The sequence below is a fragment of the Winogradskyella sp. HaHa_3_26 genome, assembly GCF_019278425.1.
Lineage (GTDB): Bacteria > Bacteroidota > Bacteroidia > Flavobacteriales > Flavobacteriaceae > Winogradskyella > Winogradskyella undariae.
The window spans coordinates 1,763,280-1,783,608 of the sequence record NZ_CP058981.1; the positions used below are offsets into that span (position 1 = coordinate 1,763,280).

Here is a 20,329-nt window from a genome sequence, read left to right on the forward strand (position 1 = left end):
TGATTAACTATGAAAAAAATTACTCTTTTTTTAATTATGCTGGGATTTTTCCTAACGGCTAGTGCTCAGTATAGTTTTCCAACAGTAGTAGGTCCCACAAACGTGGTTGAAGGAACACCTGTTACTATTGAACTAAATGACGTTGCAAACTCATCTGGAGTGCCAGCTTCATCATCAGGATCTTATAATTCCTTTTTAGTAACTGCAGATTGGTCTGCAGGGGCTGGAGGTCCTTGGTCTTCAGAGGCTGATATAACACTAACAACATCAGCTGGTAGCGTTACAATAGATCCACCAACAACTAATGGTAGTTTGGGAAGTGATGCCGTTATAACATTTGCTGGCGAGTTACCAGGAGCTTATGCCCCAACAACAGACGGAACCTTAGACTTAATTATTAATCAATCTTATTTTATCTCTGATGCAAACTGGTCTAATATTGTTGTAACATTATATGAAAGTCCTACATGTATTATACCTTCTGCGATGTCTACTTCAATGTTAACAACAACATCTGTAGATTTAGCTTGGAATGCTGGAGATACAGAAACATTATGGAATTTAGAATACACTAGCGAAACTGATTTTGTCCCAGGAAACGGTGAGGAAGAATTTGCTACTAACATAACAGGAACACCAGAAACATCTTTAACAGGTTTAACAGAGTTTACAACCTATTATGTATACTACCAATCTGACTGTGGTACAACAAACGGATCAAGCGAATGGGCTGGACCTTTTACTTTTTATACAGGTTATTGCGATTCTACACCAACAAGCAATGATGGTAATGGTATTGGACAAATACAATTAGGAAGTGAAGTATTTACATCTGGTGGAGATATTACTTATGAAGATTTTACAGCTACAACAGTTGATTTAGCAGCTTCTATAACAGCTAACATGCAAATAACATTTCTTACAGGATATACATATTATGTAAATGTTTGGATTGATATCAATAATGATTTAGTATTTGATAACGATACAGAGCTATTTTATCAAGGGGAATCTACATTTAATAATCCAACGATATTAGACGCATCTTTTTTAATGCCAGATGCTCCTTTAGGTGTATACAATATGAGAATAGGTACAGCTGACTCTGGACAATTAACGCCCAACCCTTGTTATTCAGGTTTCTATGGTGTAACTGCGGATATGACTATAAATATTACAGAAGCACCAGATTGTGTTCCCCCAAGTGCTTTAACAGCAACAGGAATTGGAGCAAGTAATGCAGAACTTAGCTGGGAACAAGCAGGAACAGTATCGCAATGGAATGTTGAAGTTGTACCTAATGGAACTACACCGACAGGGACACCAACAGCAACAGATATTTCTAATCCATATACAGCAACTGGCTTAAGCGGATTAACAACATACGACTACTATGTACAAGCTAATTGTGGCAGTGAATTTAGTGCATGGGCAGGACCTTATACTTTTACAACATTATGTGATGTTTTTATACCTGATTATATTCAAAACTTCTCAAATATAACTCCAGATTGTTGGGATGAAGCTGATAGTGGAGATGCAACAACAGGACCATCAGATTTTGGAAATGGGTCTTGGTTAGAGGACGGATTTCTTAATGATGGAAACACAGGTGCTTATGCTATTAACTTATGGCTAGCTTCAAAAAGCGATTGGTTACTTACCCCTCAATTTGATTTAACAGGCGGACCATTTCAAGTAGAATTTGATTTTGGTATTATGGATTATGCTAGTTCAACCGTTGCAGGAACTTTAGGTTCTGATGATATTGTACAACTACTTATGTCAACAGACAATGGAACTACTTGGATAAGTCTATTAACTTATGATAGTACTTCTGTAGTATCTGCAAATGGAGAACACCCTGTAGTAGACTTAACAGCATATAGTGGTCAGATTGTACAATTTGGAATTTTAGCATCTGAAGGAACTGTAGATGACTCTGTAGATGTTCAAGTCTTTGTAGATAACTTTAGAGTAAGAGGTATTCCTACATGTCCTGAACCTGTAGATTTAGCCGCGACAAACTTAAGTTTAACTTCAACAGAATTAAGTTGGACAGAAGCTGCAGGAGCTACATCATGGAATATACAATATGGTGAAGCTGGTTTTCAAATGGGTACAGGTACTTTTGAACTAGGTATTACCTCTAATCCATATGTATTATCTGGATTAACAGCTGATACAAGTTATGAATTTTATGTACAAGCAATATGTAGTCCTGGTGACGAAAGTTCTTATAATGGTCCTTTTGAATTCTATACAGGGTATTGTGTTTCACTCCCAACAAGTAATACAGGTGATGGGGTTAACAATGCTAGACTTGGAGTTATAGATTTCCCTAGTTCTGGAGATGTTAATTATGAAAACAACACATCAACTGTTGTTAATATATTTAGAGGAATAACAACAGATTTCGAGATAGAATTTGGACATACTTCAACCTATAACACTAGCGTATGGATTGATTTTAATAATGATTTAATTTTCGATGATACAGAATTAGTCTTCGATGGTGAATCAGCAGGTGCAGATTTTACAGATTCATCACATTTATTTGACGCTTCTTTTATAGTACCATTATCAGCTCAAGTCGGTGAGCACAGAATGCGTGTCGTAACTACTAATTTTTCAACACCAACGCCTTGTTATACAGGAACAAGTGGGGTAACTTTAGATTTCATCGTTAACATTGAAGATTTAACTTGTACGTTAGCTGAAGCAGAATACGAAACAGTTATAGATTGCGATAATGATCAATTTTTTATTAATGTAACTATTAATGATTTAGGTAGTGCAACTTCACTTGAAATTTCAAATAATTTTGATACAAATACAATACAAGCGCTAAATACAGGTACTTACCAAGTAGGTCCTTTTGGATATGGAACCGTAGCAAAAGTTTTCGTTGAGAATGAACAAGATAGTAATTGTCTTATAAGTAGTTCTAATTACGAAATTACAGGTTGTCCACCAGAAAATGATAATCCTTGTAATGCGACTATTGCATTTGTTAATGATGACATCTTATGTGTACAGAGCACACCAGGTACATTATTAGCTGCAACACCAACGGAACCTAGTATTGCAGATCCATCATGTGGTGGAGATCCGGATGATGATGTTTGGTTTCAGTTTGTAGCACAAAATGAATCTCAATTAATCTCGTTTGCAAACATAGGAGGCAGTAATACTACTGATTTAGATCATTCAGTTTACGAGGGCACTTGCGACAACTTAACAGAAATTTCATGTACATCTGGCTTCTCTGAAGTATCTAGTGCAGCAACGGATCTTACCATTGGAGAAACATACTATATTAGAGTATATTCTGGTGGCAATTCTAATGAAGATACAACTTTTGATCTATGTATTACACCATACGTTGCTCCTCAAAACTTGGAATGTGACTTAGCTGAAAACTATTGTAGTGGTAGTGATGAAAGTGATATATTATATACTTATAATACAATAAACGTAACTCCTGGTGATGGTACTATAGACTGTCTATTTTCAACACCAAACCCTACCTATAGTCTTTTAGAAATAGGAACATCTGGAGATATTTTAATTGAAATGGTACAAAACACGGCTTTTGATGCTAACGATAATCCAATTGGAGAAGAATTAGATGTCGATTTTATTCTATGGGGACCATTTGCAGAAGATGACGATTTATGTGATTTATCAGCTGTAGTAGACTGTAGTTATTCTGCAGCTGCAGTTGAAGATGTTACACTTACAGGAGCTCAACAAGGCGAAATATACCTACTATTAATTACAAACTTTGCACAAGACGTAGGTGTAATACAAGTAAGACAAACAAATGTTGGAGGTGCTGGTGCCGGTAGTACAATAGCAGATATAACCGCTTCAATTGTAAGTGATGATATTTATATAGACCCTACTAACGATGTATCAGAAATAGATGAAGTTCCTGTTTGTGATTATGATTCAATTACAATTGAAACAGACTCACCTTTTGCAGATGATTTTATCTGGACTAAAGATGGAACTACAATAGATGGTGAAAACGGAAATAGTCTTATCGTTACAGAATCAGGAGTCTATCAAGTACAAGCATTTGACACTCAATGTAATTCAAACGCTTTATCTCAATTCGTAAATATTAATCTATATGTTAAACCAGATCCTATTGACCCACAAACAATTACAGTATGTGATGGACCTGAAGCAAATGGAATAGAAGAGTTTGATTTAGATGCATTAACAACATCACTTGGCCTTACAGGATTTACGGTAACGTATTATACGAGTATAGGTGATGCATATCAAACTTTAAACCCTGTTAGTTCTCCATATGAATCTGCAGGAGAAACATTAACAATAAGAGTAGAAGATACAGCTGCATTTAACGATGGTTATTTAGGATGTCCTGAATTAGCTGATGTAGAATTAATAGTGAATGAAAGACCAGTAATTAACCAACCTCAAGATTTCATTGTATGTGATGATTTAGATGGTGCAGTTGATGGTCTTACAGATTTCAATTTAACATCAATTGACAGTGAAGTTACTTCTGAAGACAATATGGAAGTTTCATATTACACGTCATTAGAAGATGCAGAAGCAGGAACAAATGCATTATCAAATACGTATACTAGTGGTGGAGAAACTATTTATGTAAGAGCATTAAATACAGTAACGGGATGTTACGAAACAACATCATTTAATATAGAGATAAACCTTGTGCCATTGGCTGATATTGACGCTCAATATAATAATATTGTATGTCCAGATGCAACTACACCGGTTACAATTGGTATATTACCTTTAAATTTTGATGAAGCAGATGTAACTATAAGTTGGGAATTAGAAGGTACACCAATTGAAGGTAGTGGCTTAACTCTAGATACTGTTTTAGAGTCAGGTGAGTATACAGCAATAATAGAATTTAACGATTCAGGCTGTATAAACCCAATAGATATTACTGTAGAAGAAGCTGAATCTTGTGTTTTCCCAGAGGGTATTTCACCAGGTGTTACACCAGGTCAAAATGATACTTTTGACTTAAGCAGTTTTGGTGTAATTAAACTAGAAATATTTAATAGATACGGAACACTTGTATATTCTAAAGATAATTATAGAAATGAGTGGCATGGTCAAACAAACGATGGGGATGATTTACCTGTTGGAACTTATTTCTACACCGTTATTTATGAAGGTGGAGCAAAATCTAAAAGTGCTTGGGTTTATATTAACAGATAATCAAAATAAAAACTAACCGAATCAAATAATTACAATGAAAAAACTCACTATTATAGTGGTCTTGCTTTTAGCATTTAAAATGCACGGTCAACAAGATCCTCAGTACACCCAGTACATGTATAATATGAACATAGTAAATCCTGCTTATGCTGGATCAAAAGAAAACCTTTCTTTTGGACTATTATACAGAAATCAATGGACTAAGATTGATGGGGGACCTGAAACAGGAACATTTTTTGGACATACACCAATTGGTAATAACCTAGGCTTAGGTCTGTCTTTAATCTCAGATCATATTGGGCCGGTTACAGAAACCAATGCTTATGTAGATCTTTCATACACTCTAAAGCTTGGCGGTGAACACCGCCTTGCCTTTGGTGTAAAAGCCGGTGCTACATTTCATGATATCGGTTTAACAAGTTTAGATGTTGTAGATCCAACTGATGCATTCTTTTCTCAAGATGTTAATGAGGTCACTCCAAACGTTGGTGCTGGATTATTTTACTATACCGATAAATACTATGTATCCTTATCTGCACCTAACTTATTATCATCAGTGCATTTAGATGCAAATGGTTATAAAATAGGATCTGAAACGCAACACTACTTCTTATCTGGTGGTTATGTGTTTGATATTTCACCTAATACAGAACTTAAACCTTCTGTAATGGTAAAATCTGCTTTTGATGCACCGACGTCTTTTGATGTTAACTTAAATGCTAGATTCTTTAAGAAATTTGAAATAGGAGCTTCTTACAGATTAGATGATTCGTTTTCTGGTTTAGTAAACTTTGCTATTACACCGTCTGTAAGAATTGGTTACGCATACGATGCTATAACATCAGACATTAAAGAGTACGCGCCTGCATCTCATGAGATCATGTTATTATTTGATCTTAATTTCCCAAAACGTGTTTCTCGTTCACCTAGATACTTTTAATCAGTTAAGCTAAAACAATTATGAAAAACTTTAATACATTATTACTTATTACGTTGATGAGTGGCTTTTGCTTAACTGCTCAAAACAAAGACACAAAAAAAGCAGATAAACATTTTGACCGTTACGAATTTGTAAAGGCTGTAGATGATTATAATAAGCTTGTTGAAAAAGGAAAAGCAGACAGCTATGTTTACGGACAATTAGCAGAAAGTTATTATAACATTTTTAATACCGTAGAAGCAGAACGCTGGTATGCTAAAGCTTTAGAAACTTCAAGTGATCCTGAAATGGTTTTTAAGTACTCACAAATGCTCAAGGCTAATGGAAAGTATGAAGCATCTAATGTGCAAATGGATAAATTTGCTACAATGAACCCTTCAGATAATAGAGCTATTGCATACAGGGAGAATCCAGATTACTTACCTAAAATTTTAGAACAAGGTAAAAAGTTTAACATTCAAAATGCTGATTATAATTCTGAACAATCAGACTTTGGAGGTATTATGAATGATGGTAAACTTTATATTACTTCTGGTCGTAATGATAATAGAAAAAACTATGGTTGGAATGATCAACCATTTTTAGATATCTATACCATTACTAAAAACACAGATGGTACTTCTCAAGAAGCTACATTAGCAAACAATGAGATCAATACAAAATACCATGAAGGTTTAGTATCTTTTTCTCCAGATGGAAAAACAATGTACTTTTCAAGAGAAAGTTATTTTGAAAAAGACTACGAAAAAGATTCAATTAGCAGCGCTAGATTTAGTCAACTTTATTTATTTAAAGCAACTAAATTAGGTGATGATTGGGATACTGTAGAAAGTTTAGCTATTAACAGTGAAAACTATTCTGTAAAAAATCCTTCAGTAAGTGCAGATGGTAAAACAATATACTTTGCCTCTAATATGCCAGGTGGATATGGAAACTTTGATATCTACAAAGCTTCTATTAATACAGATGGTACTTTAGGAGAACCTGTTAACATGGGACAAAAAGTAAATACTGAAGCACAAGAAATGTTTCCATATATCAGTAGTAACAATACATTATATTTCTCTTCTAATGGTCATTTAGGACTTGGTGGTTTAGATGTATTTTATACAAAAGAAATAGATGGTAAAATAGCTACAATTCGTAATTTAGGAATTCCTATAAACAGTAATACTGATGATTTTGCCTTTATAATTGACGAAGAAAATGACCAAGGTTTAGTATCTTCTAACAGAGCTGGCGGAAAAGGAAGTGATGATATTTATGAATTTAAAAAACTACAACCGCTTTGTGATGTATTAATTAATGCTACAGTTTTAGATGATAAAACACGTGAGCCAATTGCAGGTGCAACAGTAACATTATTTGATGCAGAAGGTAATAAGGTTGTTTCTAAAACATCAAACGCAGAAGGTCTTGTTGAATTCATGATAGAATGTGAAGAAAACACAGAATTGGAAGTTGTTATGGATGGTTTTGACAGTAAAAAAGTACAAGTCAAAGGAACTAACGAAGAAGAAAACAATGTTCAGATTTCTTTAGATCCTATCGAAAAATTAATCTTAGCTGAAACAATAGATTTAGCTCCGATTTTCTTCGAATTTGATAAGTCAAACATTACAGCACAAGCAGCATTTGAATTGGATAAATTGGTTCAGATTATGAACAAATATCCTGAAATGAAAATTTATGCAACCTCTCATACAGATTCTAGAGGACCTGAATCTTATAATACAGGTCTTTCTGATCGTAGAGCTAAAACTACGGTACAGTATGTAATCTCTAAAGGTATTGACGCATCTCGTATTACAGGTGAAGGTAAAGGTGAAACAGAACCTAAAGTAGATTGTTCTACTGGATGTACTAAAGCACAACACGCTGAAAACAGACGTTCTGAATTTATTATTGTAACTGAAGAAACAGAAACAATAGAAGAATAAAAATCAATTAATGATTTATAAAAAAAGCTCTGAAGAAATTCAGAGCTTTTTTATTTACCGTAAATGATGACCTTTTGCAGCCCACCAGGGATGAGTTTCAATAGTTAGCCTCCCCTCTTTAACCATAGGATCAGAATTTGCTAAACTATCAGCTATTTTTAATGTAGGTACATTATAAATTGTAACACCTCTAATATCTCCATCATCATCAAATGGACCAGAGATATCAGCCAAACCTAAACTATACATTTTACTTAAGTGTGCTAAATGTTCCTCTTGTAGTAAAGCAGCCTCTTCTTCATTCTGATTACGAATAGGTCCTTCTTTCAAGAAAGCCATAAAATATTGTTGCATTAATATTGTATCTTGAGTCTTATTGTCTACATAATCAAACACCTTAAACCCATCAGCTTCTAACTGTTTCTTTAAATCAGCTACTGATATTTTTGGCTCTTTTAATACTTTATCTAATTCAATTACAGGTTGCTTAGAATTAACAACTTGTGGAATTTGTGCATTAACTTCCGTTGTCGTTTCATTCTTACAACTAAAAAAACTACAAACAACCAAAGAAGAAAAAAGTACTTGTTTTAATTTTACCATGATTTATATGGGGATTTACTTAATATTGAATTATAATATTTTATATCACCAGTAACTTCCTTTCCTAACCAATTTGGTTTTTTATAGGTTTCATTTTCAGAAATTAATTCAACTTCAGCAATAATTAAACCTTCATTGTCACCATAAAATTCATCAATCTCAAAAACATGATTATTAGATTTAACTTCATAACGTGTTTTATCTATAATACCAGGTTCACAAAGTAATAATAAAGCTTCAGCTTCCGTTTTAGATATTTCTTTTTCCCACTCAAAACGCGTTAACCCATTTACTGAAGACTTTCCTTTAACGGTAATAAAACCTTGATCATCTTTTAATCTTATACGTACAGTTCGTTCTTTATGACTATTTAAAAAACCTTGCTTTATACTGTAACTATTAAAAGCTTCCGATTTAAAAACATTAGAAGTCACTAAAAATTTACGTTCTATTTCTTCCATTTTTTGTCCTGAAAAATACAGGGATATTATTTAATTAATTATAATCTCAAATTAGAGATTCCTGCAGCCACAGGATTTCATAAATTTACAGTATGCTAAGCGATTTACCAATAAGAAAGATAATTCATGTAGATATGGATGCATTTTATGCATCTGTAGCACAATTGGACAATCCGGAACTGAAAGGTAAAGCCATAGCTGTTGGAGGTGGAGGAACAAGAGGTGTTGTAAGTGCTGCAAGTTACGAAGCTAGAAAGTTTGGTGTAAAAAGTGCCATGTCTGGCCGATTGGCGATAAAACTTTGTCCTGATTTAATTTTTGTTAAAACAGATTTTGAGCGTTATAAAACTATTTCAAAAAAAATAAGAACCATTTTTTTAGATTATACAGACTTAGTAGAACCATTATCACTTGATGAAGCTTACTTAGATGTAACAGAAAACAAAAAAGGGCTTTTTAGCGCTTCTTTAATTGCTGAAGAGATAAGACAAAGGATATATGAAGAAGTAGGCCTTACAGCTTCCGCAGGCATCTCTATTAATAAATTTATAGCAAAGGTTGCTAGTGATTACAATAAACCAAATGGACAAAAAACCGTAAACCCCGAAGATGTACTTCCTTTTCTAGAGGAATTAGATATTAGAAAATTTTATGGTGTAGGTAAAGTAACCGCCGAAAAAATGTATCAAAAAGGGATTTTTACAGGGAAAGACTTAAAAACTAAATCTATAGATTACTTAAGTAAAAACTTTGGGAAATCTGGTCTGTACTATTACAATGTTGTAAGAGGTATTCATACAAGTGAAGTGAAACCAAATCGCATTCGTAAATCGTTAGCTGCAGAACGCACCTTTAGTGAAAATCTTTCTTCTGAAATCTTTATGCTAGAAAAATTAGAGCAGATTGCTGAAGAAGTAGCAAAACGATTGCAAAAAAGCAATGTATCTGGTAAAACAATAACTCTTAAAATAAAATATAGTGATTTTACATTACAAACACGAAGTAAAACTTTGCCCTATTATGTGAAAGAAACTTCAATTATTTTAGAAACAGCTAAGGATTTATTATACCAAGATAGGCTGAATAACTCCGTTCGTTTATTAGGAATTTCACTATCTAATTTAAACATCAATGCTAAACTTCCTGAAAAGGATTTAAAAGAAAAAAAGTCAATTAGTGTACAATTAAAGTTTAAATTTTAATCGTTCAATAATTGACTTTAGAAATATAGTAAGCTAACGAATTAACCTAAAGACTGAAACAGAGTCTAAGTTATCATTAACAAAATTATTTATAAGCTACAGCTTTCAATCTCACTAACTCTTAGTGTATTTACCATACCTTTATCTTGTATTGGCATCGCTGCTAAACTAATAAGCATATCTCCAACATTAGCATAACCTTTTTTACAAGCTATAGTATTAACGTCATCAATCGTTTCATCAGTACTTACAAACTTATCATAGTAAAATGCTGTAACACCCCATAATAAACTCAATTGAGTAAGAATACGACGGTTAGAAGTAAATACTAAAATATGAGCTGAAGGTCTCCATGCTGAAATTTGAAATGCCGTATACCCACTATTTGTTAATGTAGATATCGCTTTTGCATTAATTTCATTTGCCATATTGGCTGCATGATAACAAATCGCTTTAGTTATGTAACGTTTAGTACGAATATGTGGTGGAGATTGTGGTACTTGAATAAGTGGAGAATGTTCTACAGTACGAATAATATTAGCCATTTGTCTAATAACCTGTACAGGATATTGACCAACTGAAGTTTCACCAGATAACATTACTGCATCAGCACCATCCATAACAGAATTGGCAACATCATTAACCTCTGCACGTGTTGGTGTTAAACTTGTAATCATTGTTTCCATCATTTGGGTAGCAATAATTACAGGAATTCTAGCACGCTTAGCTCTAAGTACTAATTGTTTTTGTATTAAAGGAACTTCCTCTGCAGGAATTTCAACACCTAAATCACCACGAGCTACCATTAAACCGTCACAGTAAGCAACAATTTTATCGATATTTTCTACTGCTTCTGGTTTTTCAATTTTAGCTATAATTGGAATTTTATGTGCACTATGCTCACTGATTAATTTTTCAAGTTGCATTAAATCTTCAGCATGACGTACAAAAGATAAAGCGATCCAATCTACTTCTTGACCGATTGCAAAAATTGCATCTTCTATATCTTTTTCTGTTAATGCAGGCTGAGAAATATCTGTATTAGGAAGGTTAACTCCTTTTTTAGACTTTAATGGACCTCCTTGAATTACTTTAGCTTTTACTTCACTTACATTATCTGTAGATACAACTTCAAAAATTAATTTTCCGTCATCTAATAATATACGTTCACCTGGTTTAGCATCTTGAGGAAACCTATCATAAGTCATGTAAACACGATCCTTAGTTCCTTCAAAACGTTCTCCTGTAGCAAAAATAATTTCGTCACCTTCATTTACGATGACTTCTTCTTTCATTACTCCAACACGTAATTTAGGACCTTGTAAATCTCCTAAGATTGAAGCATTATAACCATACTCTTTATTAAGTTCGCGAATCATTTTAATACGCTCTTCAACATCTGCATAATCAGCGTGAGAGAAATTGATTCTAAATACATTTGCCCCCTCATCTAGCATTGCTTTTAAAACTTCTTTGCTACTTGTTGCTGGGCCTAATGTGGCTACTATTTTTGTTTTCTTGTGTGACATCTATTCAAAAAATTAAGTGGTCTTTTGATTTTATTTTTAACGGATCTACCGTATAACTTGTTATAATTTGTGGAATACTTTTTAACTTACTTAAAATAGAGTTTTCATCAAAATTGTGTGATTCTTCAGAAATTTTAAGAAAAAAATCTACTTTTTTATATTCAGAAATTAGATAAAATGTTTTCAGTACTTTTTCGTTATCATCAAATAACGTCCCAGAACTAAGCAGACTATCTTCTTCCTTTTTACATACATTTGAAATTAAATTCCATAATACATATTCGGTTTCATTATCCCATTCAAAAATACTGTAAGAGGATTCCAAATATTTAAAGTCAACATCTTGATCTTTACGCTCTAATCTAAGCTCTAAATGTTTATTAAGCAAATAAGCCAACCGATAATCTTCTAACCTACAATGAATCGCAATTAATGTATAGGAGTCATCATAAAAATCATCAACCTGAAGTTTGTGTAAAGCCATTCAATTATAACTTTGAATTGCAAATATACCACTTTAAAAGATTAGTTAGCTTAAGAAATGGTTAAGATTAGTTCTTAAAACCAGCGAAAACGTTCTCGTTAAATGCTTTTAATTTAATAGGAAGAAATTACGGATTAATGAGAGCTGTTAATTTTGTTTTGTAAAGCAAAAAAAGCGCGTTTAGAAGCTTTTTCTTCGGCCTTTTTCTTAGATGTGGCACGAGCTTTAGAAACGACTTTATCATTAATAGAAAGTTTTACAGAAAAATGTTTTAACTCATCTTTACCTGTATCTTCATAAACCTCATAATTAAAGGTATTCTTTTCTTTTTGGCACCATTCTATAAGTAAACTCTTATAACTTATCACCTTACCTTCTAAGGACTCAATATCTACATGTGGCGTAATAACACTCTTGTAAATAAATTTTTCACTAAAACTATAACCTCTATCTAGGTAAATGGCTCCAACTAAAGCTTCAAAAAGATTACCATGTATGTTATTACCAAAATTAGAAGTCGGAATTCTACTTTCTACAAAGTTTATAAGTCCTAGATCTTCACCTAACTTATTAAGATTTTCTCTGCTCACCACTTTAGAACGCATCTTAGTTAGATAACCTTCATCACCATGTGGAACCTCTTTAAACAAGTATGCGCCGACAACTGCCCCAATTATGGCGTCACCAACAAACTCTAGACGTTCATAGTTAATTGCATTTCCTTTAGCGTCCTTAATATTCATAGAACGGTGCGTAAATGCAGTAATATACAACGACTTAGTCTTGGGTTTAAACCCAATAATTTTCTTAAGTTGAATAAAAAAATTCCCGTCTTCTTGAGAGCGGGAATTTAATATGTTACGAATGAAGCTCATTCGGGATTTAATCTAATTTTTTGAATAATACGCAGGCGTTATGACCACCAAATCCAAAGGTATTACTCATTGCTACTTTAATATCTCGTTTCTGAGCTTTATTAAGCGTTAAATTTAATTCTGGATCTATGTTTTCGTCAACCGTTTCGTGGTTGATTGTTGGTGGTACAATACCATGCTCCATCGCTAATATTGAGGCAATAGACTCAATAGCTCCAGCAGCACCCAACAAGTGACCTGTCATAGATTTTGTAGAATTAATATTTATGTTCTTAGCGTGGCTTCCAAATACTTCAGATATAGCTTTTAACTCTGCAACATCACCTAAAGGTGTAGATGTTCCGTGTGTATTTATATGATCTACGTCTTCCGGTTTTAAACCAGCGTTTTCTAAACAATTTTTCATTACAGCAACAACTCCAATCCCATCAGGATGTGGCGCTGTCATATGATATGCGTCAGAAGATAAACCTCCACCTAATACTTCGGCGTAAATTTTAGCTCCCCTTGCTTTTGCATGTTCATACTCTTCTAAAACAATCGCACCAGCACCTTCACCTAACACAAAACCATCACGGTTAGCATCAAATGGTCTAGAAGCTGATTGAGGATCGTCATTTCGAGTACTCATAGCATGCATAGCATTAAATCCGCCCATACCAGCAATAGTAACTGCAGCTTCACTTCCTCCTGTTATAATCACATCACAAGTCCCTAAACGTATAGTGTTTAAAGCATCGATCATTGAGTTTGCAGAAGAAGCACACGCAGATACTGTAGTATAGTTAGGACCCATAAAACCATATTTTATAGATATGTTTCCAGGTGCTATATCAGCAATCATTTTCGGAATGAAGAAAGGATTAAAACGAGGTGTACCATCACCAGCAGCAAAGTTTAACACTTCATTCTGAAATGTTTCTAAACCACCAATACCAGCTCCCCAAATAACACCTACTCTTAGTTTGTTTAAAGAATCTAGATCTAGTTTCGAGTCTACAATTGCTTCATCAGAAGCGACCATTGCATACTGCGAAAACTTATCCATTCGCTTTGCTAATTTCCTATCAATAAAGTCAGTAACTTCAAAGTTTTTTATTTCACAAGCGAACTTAGTCTTGAATTTTTCAGGATCAAAATGTGTTACTTCGGCAGCACCACTTTTTCCACTAATAAGAGCATCCCAATATTCATCTTTGGTATTTCCTATTGGTGTAAGTGCACCTAAACCTGTAACTACTACTCGCTTTAATTCCATAAAAATAGAGTTATTATTTTGCTGCTTCTATATAAGAAACTGCTTGACCAACTGTTGCAATGTTTTCTGCTTGATCATCTGGGATTTGAATATCAAATTCTTTTTCGAATTCCATTATCAATTCAACAGTATCTAATGAATCCGCTCCTAAATCGTTTGTGAAGCTTGCTTCAGTTACAACTTCGTTTTCATCAACACCTAACTTGTCTACGATAATCGCTTTTACTCTTGATGCAATGTCTGACATAATTTTTTAATTTTAAGTTTTATTAGACGGCAAAAGTAAAAAACTTTATTTTAAAAAACACCTTTACCGATAAAATGTACACATAAAATAATGCAAATCGATAGAAGTATTTGGTTTTTACCGCTAATTGTAAATTATTATTCTTTTTTTTGTTCGAATATTTGAAACAAATATAACTGTAAATGCAATGAACTGAACTAAAGTTTGCTAAACATTCTGTAAATTTTAATTCATAAATTACATTTCAATATAATCTAAAATAAAATTAATTGATGAAACGTATTGTGATTTTTGCCTCCGGAAGTGGATCTAATGCAGAAAATTTAATTAAGTTCTTTCAAAACAGCGATACTGCGTCTGTTATTCAGGTATTAACAAACAATCCTCATGCCAAAGTTTTAGAGCGCTGTAAAAAACTAAATGTTAGCGCATTGTCTTTTAATCGAATTGCTTTTTCTAAGTCCGAAGATGTTTTAAACATTTTAAAAACGGCACAACCAGACCTTATAATATTAGCTGGTTTTCTTTGGAAGTTTCCCGAATTCATATTAAAAGAATTCGAAAATAAAGTTATTAATGTTCACCCTGCATTGCTTCCTAATTATGGTGGAAAAGGCATGTATGGCATGAATGTTCATGACGCTGTGGTTGCTAATAAAGAAACTGAAACAGGTATCACAATCCATTATGTGAACGAAAATTACGATGAAGGTGCTATTATTTTTCAAGCAAAATGTGAAGTTTTACCATCGGATTCAGCAGATGATGTTGCAGGAAAAATTCATTTGTTAGAGATGGAGCATTTTCCTGTAGTAGTTAATGAGTTATTATAAAATTAATCAAATGTCATGCTGAACTTGTCGAAGCATCTTTATGAGATTCTTCATTTCATTCAGAATAACAAAAGAGATTCCCGTTTTCACGGAAACTGAAGATGAGTAAAAAGAAAAAAAAATATTATACCGTTTGGCAAGGACACAAAAAAGGTGTCTTTACCTCTTGGAATGCATGTAAAACCCAAATAAAAGATTACCAAGGTGCGCAATACAAATCATTCCCAACACTTGATGAAGCCGAAAAAGCATTAAAAGGAAATTATTTTGATTACATCGGTAAGAACAAAACCTTTAGTAGTGGCCTTACTAATGCAGAACTCAAGAAAATTGGATTACCAAATTACAATTCTATTTCTGTAGATGCGGCTTCTAGTGGTAATCCTGGGATTATGGAATATAGAGGTGTAGATACCAAAACAAAAAAACAACTCTTTATTCAAGGGCCTTTTGAACAAGGCACTAATAATATTGGCGAATTTTTAGCACTAGTGCACGGTTTAGCTTTTTTAAAACAACATAAAAGCGAGCGCATTATGTACACCGATTCTAGAACCGCTATGAGTTGGGTACGTAAAAAAACATGCAATTCTAAGTTAAAACGAAATACAAAAAACAAACCTGTTTACGATTTGGTAGATCGTGCTGTAGAGTGGTTAAAAACTAATGAATATTCTACAACGATTGTAAAGTGGGAAACAAAGGCTTGGGGTGAGATTCCTGCGGACTTTGGAAGAAAGTAACACAAACACCTATCTATTACTAGAAGCTAGCTAAAACACTCCTGTTTTAAGAATAACAAACAAAAAAGGGTTCGTATTAAATTTAATACGAACCCTTTATAATTATATATAATTCCTTATTATTTAATAATCACTTTTTTAGTAAGCTCTTGTTTACCATTAGCCAATTTAACCACATAAATACCTGTGCTTAATTGTGATGCATTAATTTTATTTGCATCAGAGCCTGTTTCTAAACTAGAAGACATTACTATACGTCCTAAAGTATCATAAACATCAACCTGAGTTGTTGCTAACAATTGTCCATTTACAAAAATATTTTTATTCGCAGCATATAAGCTTAAACTATTAAAGTCATTATCTACTTGAGATAATGTAACGTTACCTATGTTTAAATAAAATCTCCCTGTTCCACTAATTGCAGTATCTGCCGTAAATGTATAACTACCCTGATTTAATAATGTATATGTGTTTTCAATATTATCTTCAAGATAAACCTCAACATCAGCAGGCAAAGTAGAAGTTTCAATACTAAAAGTAATTTGTTGTCCTTGAGAAGCCTTAAGACCTAAAGGAATAACAACATCACTAAGATCTGAAGACCCTAAACTTTGAATAGCCATACCATTTCCTTCACTATCCTCTAGTAATTCAGAGTATAATGAAAAACTAAGTGATGATGCTCCAAAAAGCTTTGCATCATAACCACGATCTACACCATGTGTAGAATTCTCATTAAAATATATTTCTGTAGCAAAATCACCGCCAGCATGTTCTGCCTTTAATCTTACCATTTCATTTACATTTTCATCTCTTCCTAATATAAAATCATCAGAGCCACTAAAAACACGCATTGCAGGTGTAAAGCTTATGACGTTAGAGGCATCAGTGAAATCATTAGCAACTAAAAACCCTTGACCAGGAGTTATACTAAGACCTATATTAACCAATCTATTAATTATTGTAAAATTACCAATAGTACCAGTACCAGACTGCGTACCGCTATTATAACCATATATACCTGCAGCATCTTCTGCTAATTGATCTTCATTTTCATCTAAAAACAGAGTAGAATTTAAATATGTAGGATATGGATTCCCTACTGAATTCCAATTTTTTGGATCACCAGTTGTATCTGGTGCAATTATTGGATCTGTAGTAGTAATCGTTACGTTTTCAGTATCTTTAGATATAGTACCAGAAAATCTCAAGGTCTGTCCACTACTTGTTGCAGCTCTATAGCCAACACCTCGCTGTAATAAAACCGTAGCATTAGAAATTGAATTATAATTAACATACGACTGACTAACATTACTGTAAGGACCAAATGCATATAAAGCTCCTGAACTTGGAATATAATTATAATTAGCCATGCTATCATCACCATTAACAGTACCATAATTTAAAAAGTCATTATAATCTGTATCGGTAGCTTTAACAGGTAATGACACCAAATCATTTCCTCCGTTTGCTCCAGAAGTACCAACAACATTAACATACCTATCATAATTAACAACAGTTCCATCAGTAATGGTTCCGTCTAACATAACGCAAGCAAAACTATCTGATGTAGATTTTAGATTTAACTCATCAGCAGTAAAAATAGCACCATCTGCAATTGAAACAGATGTACCTTCACGAACAGTCATTGTACTTGATAAATCTTGAGCTTCAAGACTTAAACAAAAAATTGACAATAAAACAATAAAATTATATTTCATTTTGATCCAAATTTATCAGGAAGTATGCAATAAACGCCAATAATTTTAATTATTCAAGTGAAATTGCAATAATCTATGTGACACACAAACATTTAAAAATATTTCACTCAACAAAATTGTATATTTAAAATAAATAACCACCTTAAAACCGCAATTTAAAAACCTGAAAATCATATAATTAAACAAACTTTAATCAATTTAAAAAAAACTGTAGGAAAAATTCCCCAAGAAAAGCCCCATATGCGATTTAAAAATTAAAGCATCGAAGCTTGATAAATTACATTTTTTAATGTTAATTTGTCATCTAAGTTCAACAAAACAAGAATCATGAAGTCTATTTTAAATTTATTAGGTGCTTTTTTAATATGCACAACAACATGTTTTGCCCAAGTAGGTATTGGTACAGAAAATCCAGATGCATCTAGTATTTTAGAATTGCAAAGTACTGAAGGTGGTTTATTATTACCTAGAATGACAACTACAGAGCGTGATCTTATTGCGTCTCCTGCTGAAGGTCTTACTATTTATAATACAACAACAGAAAGCCTTGAGGTTTACCAATTAAGCTCAACAAGCTGGAAACGTTTAACTTCAGAATCAGAAGGAACACCTTCTTTAACAATGTATAAAAACTTTAATGGAGCATCAATTTTTACAACTAGTAGTTCATCTAGTTTTGATAATTTTCCTTTAGGTACAAGTGATGTTACTGAAAATAATACTGATTATTTTGAAGTATTAGGTGATGGTCAAATAAAAATCCTTGAAGACGGAACTTATTTAATAAATGCAAGTTGGGCTACTAGAAATTTAGAATCAGGTAGTGTAAAATACATTTTTGCAATATTTATAAATGGAACACGTACTGGGTACATGGCAAGAGGTGCTGTAAACCTGCCTTCACAAGATTATTTTGGAGCTTCTGGTACGTTTCAATATGTATTTGCAGCTGACGATATTGTAGATATTAGTTATTTTATTGGTAATTCTGCGACTACTGTAAACGGAGATCTAATGCACATTGGTATAGTTAAATTATAATACAAAAATTTAATTTATACTATTTTTTTAAAGTTTACAAAAAGGCCACAATTTAAAAATTGTGGCCTTTTTGTGAAATCTAATCGTTGGTGTTAAATATCATCAAGAATTAAAAAACACGACACATTAGTCATTAAAATGATGTCAGGTTTAAGATAGAAAGAATTAAAACCTAACTACCATTGTTTAATTTCATGTTTCACATAGAATATATTTTACGTAAATTTGCGACTTAATTCAAATTAAGGTAATGAGCAAGTTAGTAATTGTTGGTACAGTAGCTTTTGATGCTATTGAAACCCCTTTTGGGAAAACCGATAAAATCCTCGGTGGAGCAGCAACATATATAGGTTTATCAGCTTCAAATTTTAATGTAGATTCTGCAGCAGTTTCTGTAGTTGGAGGTGATTTTCCACAAGAATATTTAGATCTCTTAAAAAATAGAAACGTTGATATTGAAGGTATAGAAGTTGTAAAAGATGGTAAAACCTTCTTTTGGAGTGGTAAATACCATAACGACATGAATTCTCGTGATACGTTAGCAACTGAGCTTAATGTATTAGAACACTTTAATCCTGTTGTTCCTGAAAATTACAAAGATGCAGAAGTCGTAATGTTAGGTAACTTACACCCTTTAGTACAGCAAGGTGTATTAAACCAAATGACTAAGAAACCTAAGTTAGCCATTTTAGATACCATGAATTTCTGGATGGATATCGCTTTAGATGATTTGCTTTCTGTGATTAAAAATGTTGATGTCATTACCATTAACGATGAAGAAGCAAGACAATTAACTGGAGAATATTCTTTAGTGGTTGCTGCTAAGAAAATCCATGAAATGGGTCCTAAATATGTAGTGATTAAAAAAGGAGAGCACGGCGCTTTATTGTTTCATGATGATCAGGTATTCTATGCACCTGCACTTCCTTTAAAAGAAGTTTTTGACCCAACAGGAGCCGGAGATACATTTGCGGGAGGATTTGCTGGTTATTTAGCAAAAACCGATGATTTTTCTTTTGAAAACATGAAAACGGCCGTTATTTATGGCTCTACTTTAGCCTCCTTCTGTGTTGAGAAATTTGGAACGGAACGCATGCAAAACATTACAGACAAAGAAATTTACAAACGTTTAGAGCAGTTTAAGACTCTAACACAGTTTGATATCGAATTATCATAAACTAACGCGCTCTAAAATGAGCGCGTTTTTATTTTCAAAATAACAT

At 33.1% G+C, this 20,329-nt stretch carries 16 protein-coding genes; 8 read left to right on the top strand and 8 right to left on the bottom strand.

Annotated elements, in window-relative coordinates:
* Positions 1-9 precede the first annotated feature (9 nt).
* From H0I32_RS07595 to H0I32_RS07605, 3 genes are read left to right on the top strand one after another with little or no spacing between them, the layout of a single operon-like run.
* Positions 10-5,229, top strand: coding sequence for a GEVED domain-containing protein (locus H0I32_RS07595; protein WP_179312273.1), 5,220 nt, complete (start codon positions 10-12; stop codon positions 5,227-5,229).
* Between the two features lie 34 nt (positions 5,230-5,263).
* Positions 5,264-6,169 carry a type IX secretion system membrane protein PorP/SprF gene (locus H0I32_RS07600; protein WP_173587489.1) on the top strand — a complete coding sequence of 302 codons (906 nt, stop codon included), beginning with the start codon at positions 5,264-5,266 and terminating at the stop codon, positions 6,167-6,169.
* A 20-nt stretch (positions 6,170-6,189) separates the two neighbouring features.
* Positions 6,190-8,109, top strand: coding sequence for an OmpA family protein (locus H0I32_RS07605; RefSeq protein WP_218747121.1), 1,920 nt, complete (start codon positions 6,190-6,192; stop codon positions 8,107-8,109).
* Positions 8,110-8,163: 54 nt separating this feature from the next.
* Here the strand turns inward: H0I32_RS07605 and H0I32_RS07610 are convergent, their stop codons facing one another.
* A complete protein-coding gene (locus tag H0I32_RS07610) occupies positions 8,164-8,712 on the bottom strand; it encodes a YciI family protein (RefSeq protein ID WP_179314234.1) in 549 nt (182 codons plus the stop codon).
* Positions 8,706-9,173, bottom strand: coding sequence for a CYTH domain-containing protein (locus H0I32_RS07615; protein ID WP_173587491.1), 468 nt, complete (start codon positions 9,171-9,173; stop codon positions 8,706-8,708). Before H0I32_RS07615 ends, H0I32_RS07610 begins: the two co-directional genes overlap by 7 nt.
* Before the next feature lie 92 nt (positions 9,174-9,265).
* Here H0I32_RS07615 and dinB point away from each other — a divergent pair, with 92 nt between their 5' ends.
* Positions 9,266-10,375, top strand: a complete 1,110-nt coding sequence (dinB, locus tag H0I32_RS07620; protein WP_173587492.1) for a DNA polymerase IV — start codon at positions 9,266-9,268, stop codon at positions 10,373-10,375.
* 89 nt (positions 10,376-10,464) lie between these two features.
* Here dinB and pyk read toward each other — a convergent pair whose 3' ends face one another.
* From pyk to H0I32_RS07645, 5 genes are all read right to left on the bottom strand, one after another.
* Positions 10,465-11,904 carry a pyruvate kinase gene (gene pyk / locus H0I32_RS07625; RefSeq protein WP_173587493.1) on the bottom strand — a complete coding sequence of 480 codons (1,440 nt, stop codon included), beginning with the start codon at positions 11,902-11,904 and terminating at the stop codon, positions 10,465-10,467.
* A gap of 4 nt (positions 11,905-11,908) precedes the next feature.
* Positions 11,909-12,388: an IPExxxVDY family protein gene (locus tag H0I32_RS07630; RefSeq protein WP_173587494.1), complete on the bottom strand. Its 480-nt coding sequence runs from the start codon at positions 12,386-12,388 to the stop codon at positions 11,909-11,911.
* 134 nt (positions 12,389-12,522) lie between these two features.
* A complete protein-coding gene (gene rnc, locus H0I32_RS07635) occupies positions 12,523-13,263 on the bottom strand; it encodes a ribonuclease III (protein WP_173587495.1) in 741 nt (246 codons plus the stop codon).
* Positions 13,264-13,270: 7 nt separating this feature from the next.
* Entirely contained in the window at positions 13,271-14,521 is a 1,251-nt protein-coding gene (fabF, locus tag H0I32_RS07640) for a beta-ketoacyl-ACP synthase II (RefSeq protein ID WP_173587496.1), read from the bottom strand.
* A 13-nt stretch (positions 14,522-14,534) separates the two neighbouring features.
* The gene (locus H0I32_RS07645; protein WP_013869581.1) at positions 14,535-14,768 is read right to left on the bottom strand and encodes an acyl carrier protein; all 234 of its coding nucleotides are present in this window, start codon (positions 14,766-14,768) and stop codon (positions 14,535-14,537) included.
* Positions 14,769-15,040: 272 nt separating this feature from the next.
* Here H0I32_RS07645 and H0I32_RS07650 point away from each other — a divergent pair, with 272 nt between their 5' ends.
* A complete protein-coding gene (locus H0I32_RS07650; RefSeq protein WP_173587497.1) occupies positions 15,041-15,601 on the top strand; it encodes a phosphoribosylglycinamide formyltransferase in 561 nt (186 codons plus the stop codon).
* Between the two features lie 101 nt (positions 15,602-15,702).
* On the top strand, positions 15,703-16,344 hold the full coding sequence (locus H0I32_RS07655; protein WP_179314233.1) for a viroplasmin family protein: 642 nt from the start codon (positions 15,703-15,705) through the stop codon (positions 16,342-16,344).
* Between the two features lie 119 nt (positions 16,345-16,463).
* On the opposite strand, the gene H0I32_RS07660 is transcribed toward H0I32_RS07655, so the two are convergent.
* The gene (locus tag H0I32_RS07660; RefSeq protein ID WP_173587499.1) at positions 16,464-18,065 is read right to left on the bottom strand and encodes a T9SS type A sorting domain-containing protein; all 1,602 of its coding nucleotides are present in this window, start codon (positions 18,063-18,065) and stop codon (positions 16,464-16,466) included.
* A 327-nt stretch (positions 18,066-18,392) separates the two neighbouring features.
* On the opposite strand from H0I32_RS07660, the gene H0I32_RS07665 reads away from it, so the two are divergent.
* Together H0I32_RS07665 and H0I32_RS07670 are read left to right on the top strand one after the other, a co-directional pair.
* Complete coding sequence (locus tag H0I32_RS07665; protein WP_179314232.1) at positions 18,393-19,106, top strand: hypothetical protein; 714 nt, start codon at positions 18,393-18,395, stop codon at positions 19,104-19,106.
* A gap of 250 nt (positions 19,107-19,356) precedes the next feature.
* The gene (locus H0I32_RS07670; RefSeq protein ID WP_179314231.1) at positions 19,357-20,283 is read left to right on the top strand and encodes a PfkB family carbohydrate kinase; all 927 of its coding nucleotides are present in this window, start codon (positions 19,357-19,359) and stop codon (positions 20,281-20,283) included.
* Positions 20,284-20,329 lie beyond the last annotated feature (46 nt).

Coding starts and splice junctions, on each gene's coding strand:
- H0I32_RS07615 (WP_173587491.1), bottom strand. CDS start 9,173: ATGGAAGAAATAGAACGTAAATTTTTAGTGACTTCTAATGTTTTTAAA.
- H0I32_RS07665 (WP_179314232.1), top strand. CDS start 18,393: ATGAAGTCTATTTTAAATTTATTAGGTGCTTTTTTAATATGCACAACA.
- H0I32_RS07610 (WP_179314234.1), bottom strand. CDS start 8,712: ATGGTAAAATTAAAACAAGTACTTTTTTCTTCTTTGGTTGTTTGTAGT.
- H0I32_RS07595 (WP_179312273.1), top strand. CDS start 10: ATGAAAAAAATTACTCTTTTTTTAATTATGCTGGGATTTTTCCTAACG.
- H0I32_RS07650 (WP_173587497.1), top strand. CDS start 15,041: ATGAAACGTATTGTGATTTTTGCCTCCGGAAGTGGATCTAATGCAGAA.
- H0I32_RS07605 (WP_218747121.1), top strand. CDS start 6,190: ATGAAAAACTTTAATACATTATTACTTATTACGTTGATGAGTGGCTTT.
- H0I32_RS07600 (WP_173587489.1), top strand. CDS start 5,264: ATGAAAAAACTCACTATTATAGTGGTCTTGCTTTTAGCATTTAAAATG.
- H0I32_RS07670 (WP_179314231.1), top strand. CDS start 19,357: ATGAGCAAGTTAGTAATTGTTGGTACAGTAGCTTTTGATGCTATTGAA.
- H0I32_RS07630 (WP_173587494.1), bottom strand. CDS start 12,388: ATGGCTTTACACAAACTTCAGGTTGATGATTTTTATGATGACTCCTAT.
- rnc (WP_173587495.1), bottom strand. CDS start 13,263: ATGAGCTTCATTCGTAACATATTAAATTCCCGCTCTCAAGAAGACGGG.
- fabF (WP_173587496.1), bottom strand. CDS start 14,521: ATGGAATTAAAGCGAGTAGTAGTTACAGGTTTAGGTGCACTTACACCA.
- pyk (WP_173587493.1), bottom strand. CDS start 11,904: ATGTCACACAAGAAAACAAAAATAGTAGCCACATTAGGCCCAGCAACA.
- H0I32_RS07660 (WP_173587499.1), bottom strand. CDS start 18,065: ATGAAATATAATTTTATTGTTTTATTGTCAATTTTTTGTTTAAGTCTT.
- dinB (WP_173587492.1), top strand. CDS start 9,266: ATGCTAAGCGATTTACCAATAAGAAAGATAATTCATGTAGATATGGAT.
- H0I32_RS07645 (WP_013869581.1), bottom strand. CDS start 14,768: ATGTCAGACATTGCATCAAGAGTAAAAGCGATTATCGTAGACAAGTTA.
- H0I32_RS07655 (WP_179314233.1), top strand. CDS start 15,703: ATGAGTAAAAAGAAAAAAAAATATTATACCGTTTGGCAAGGACACAAA.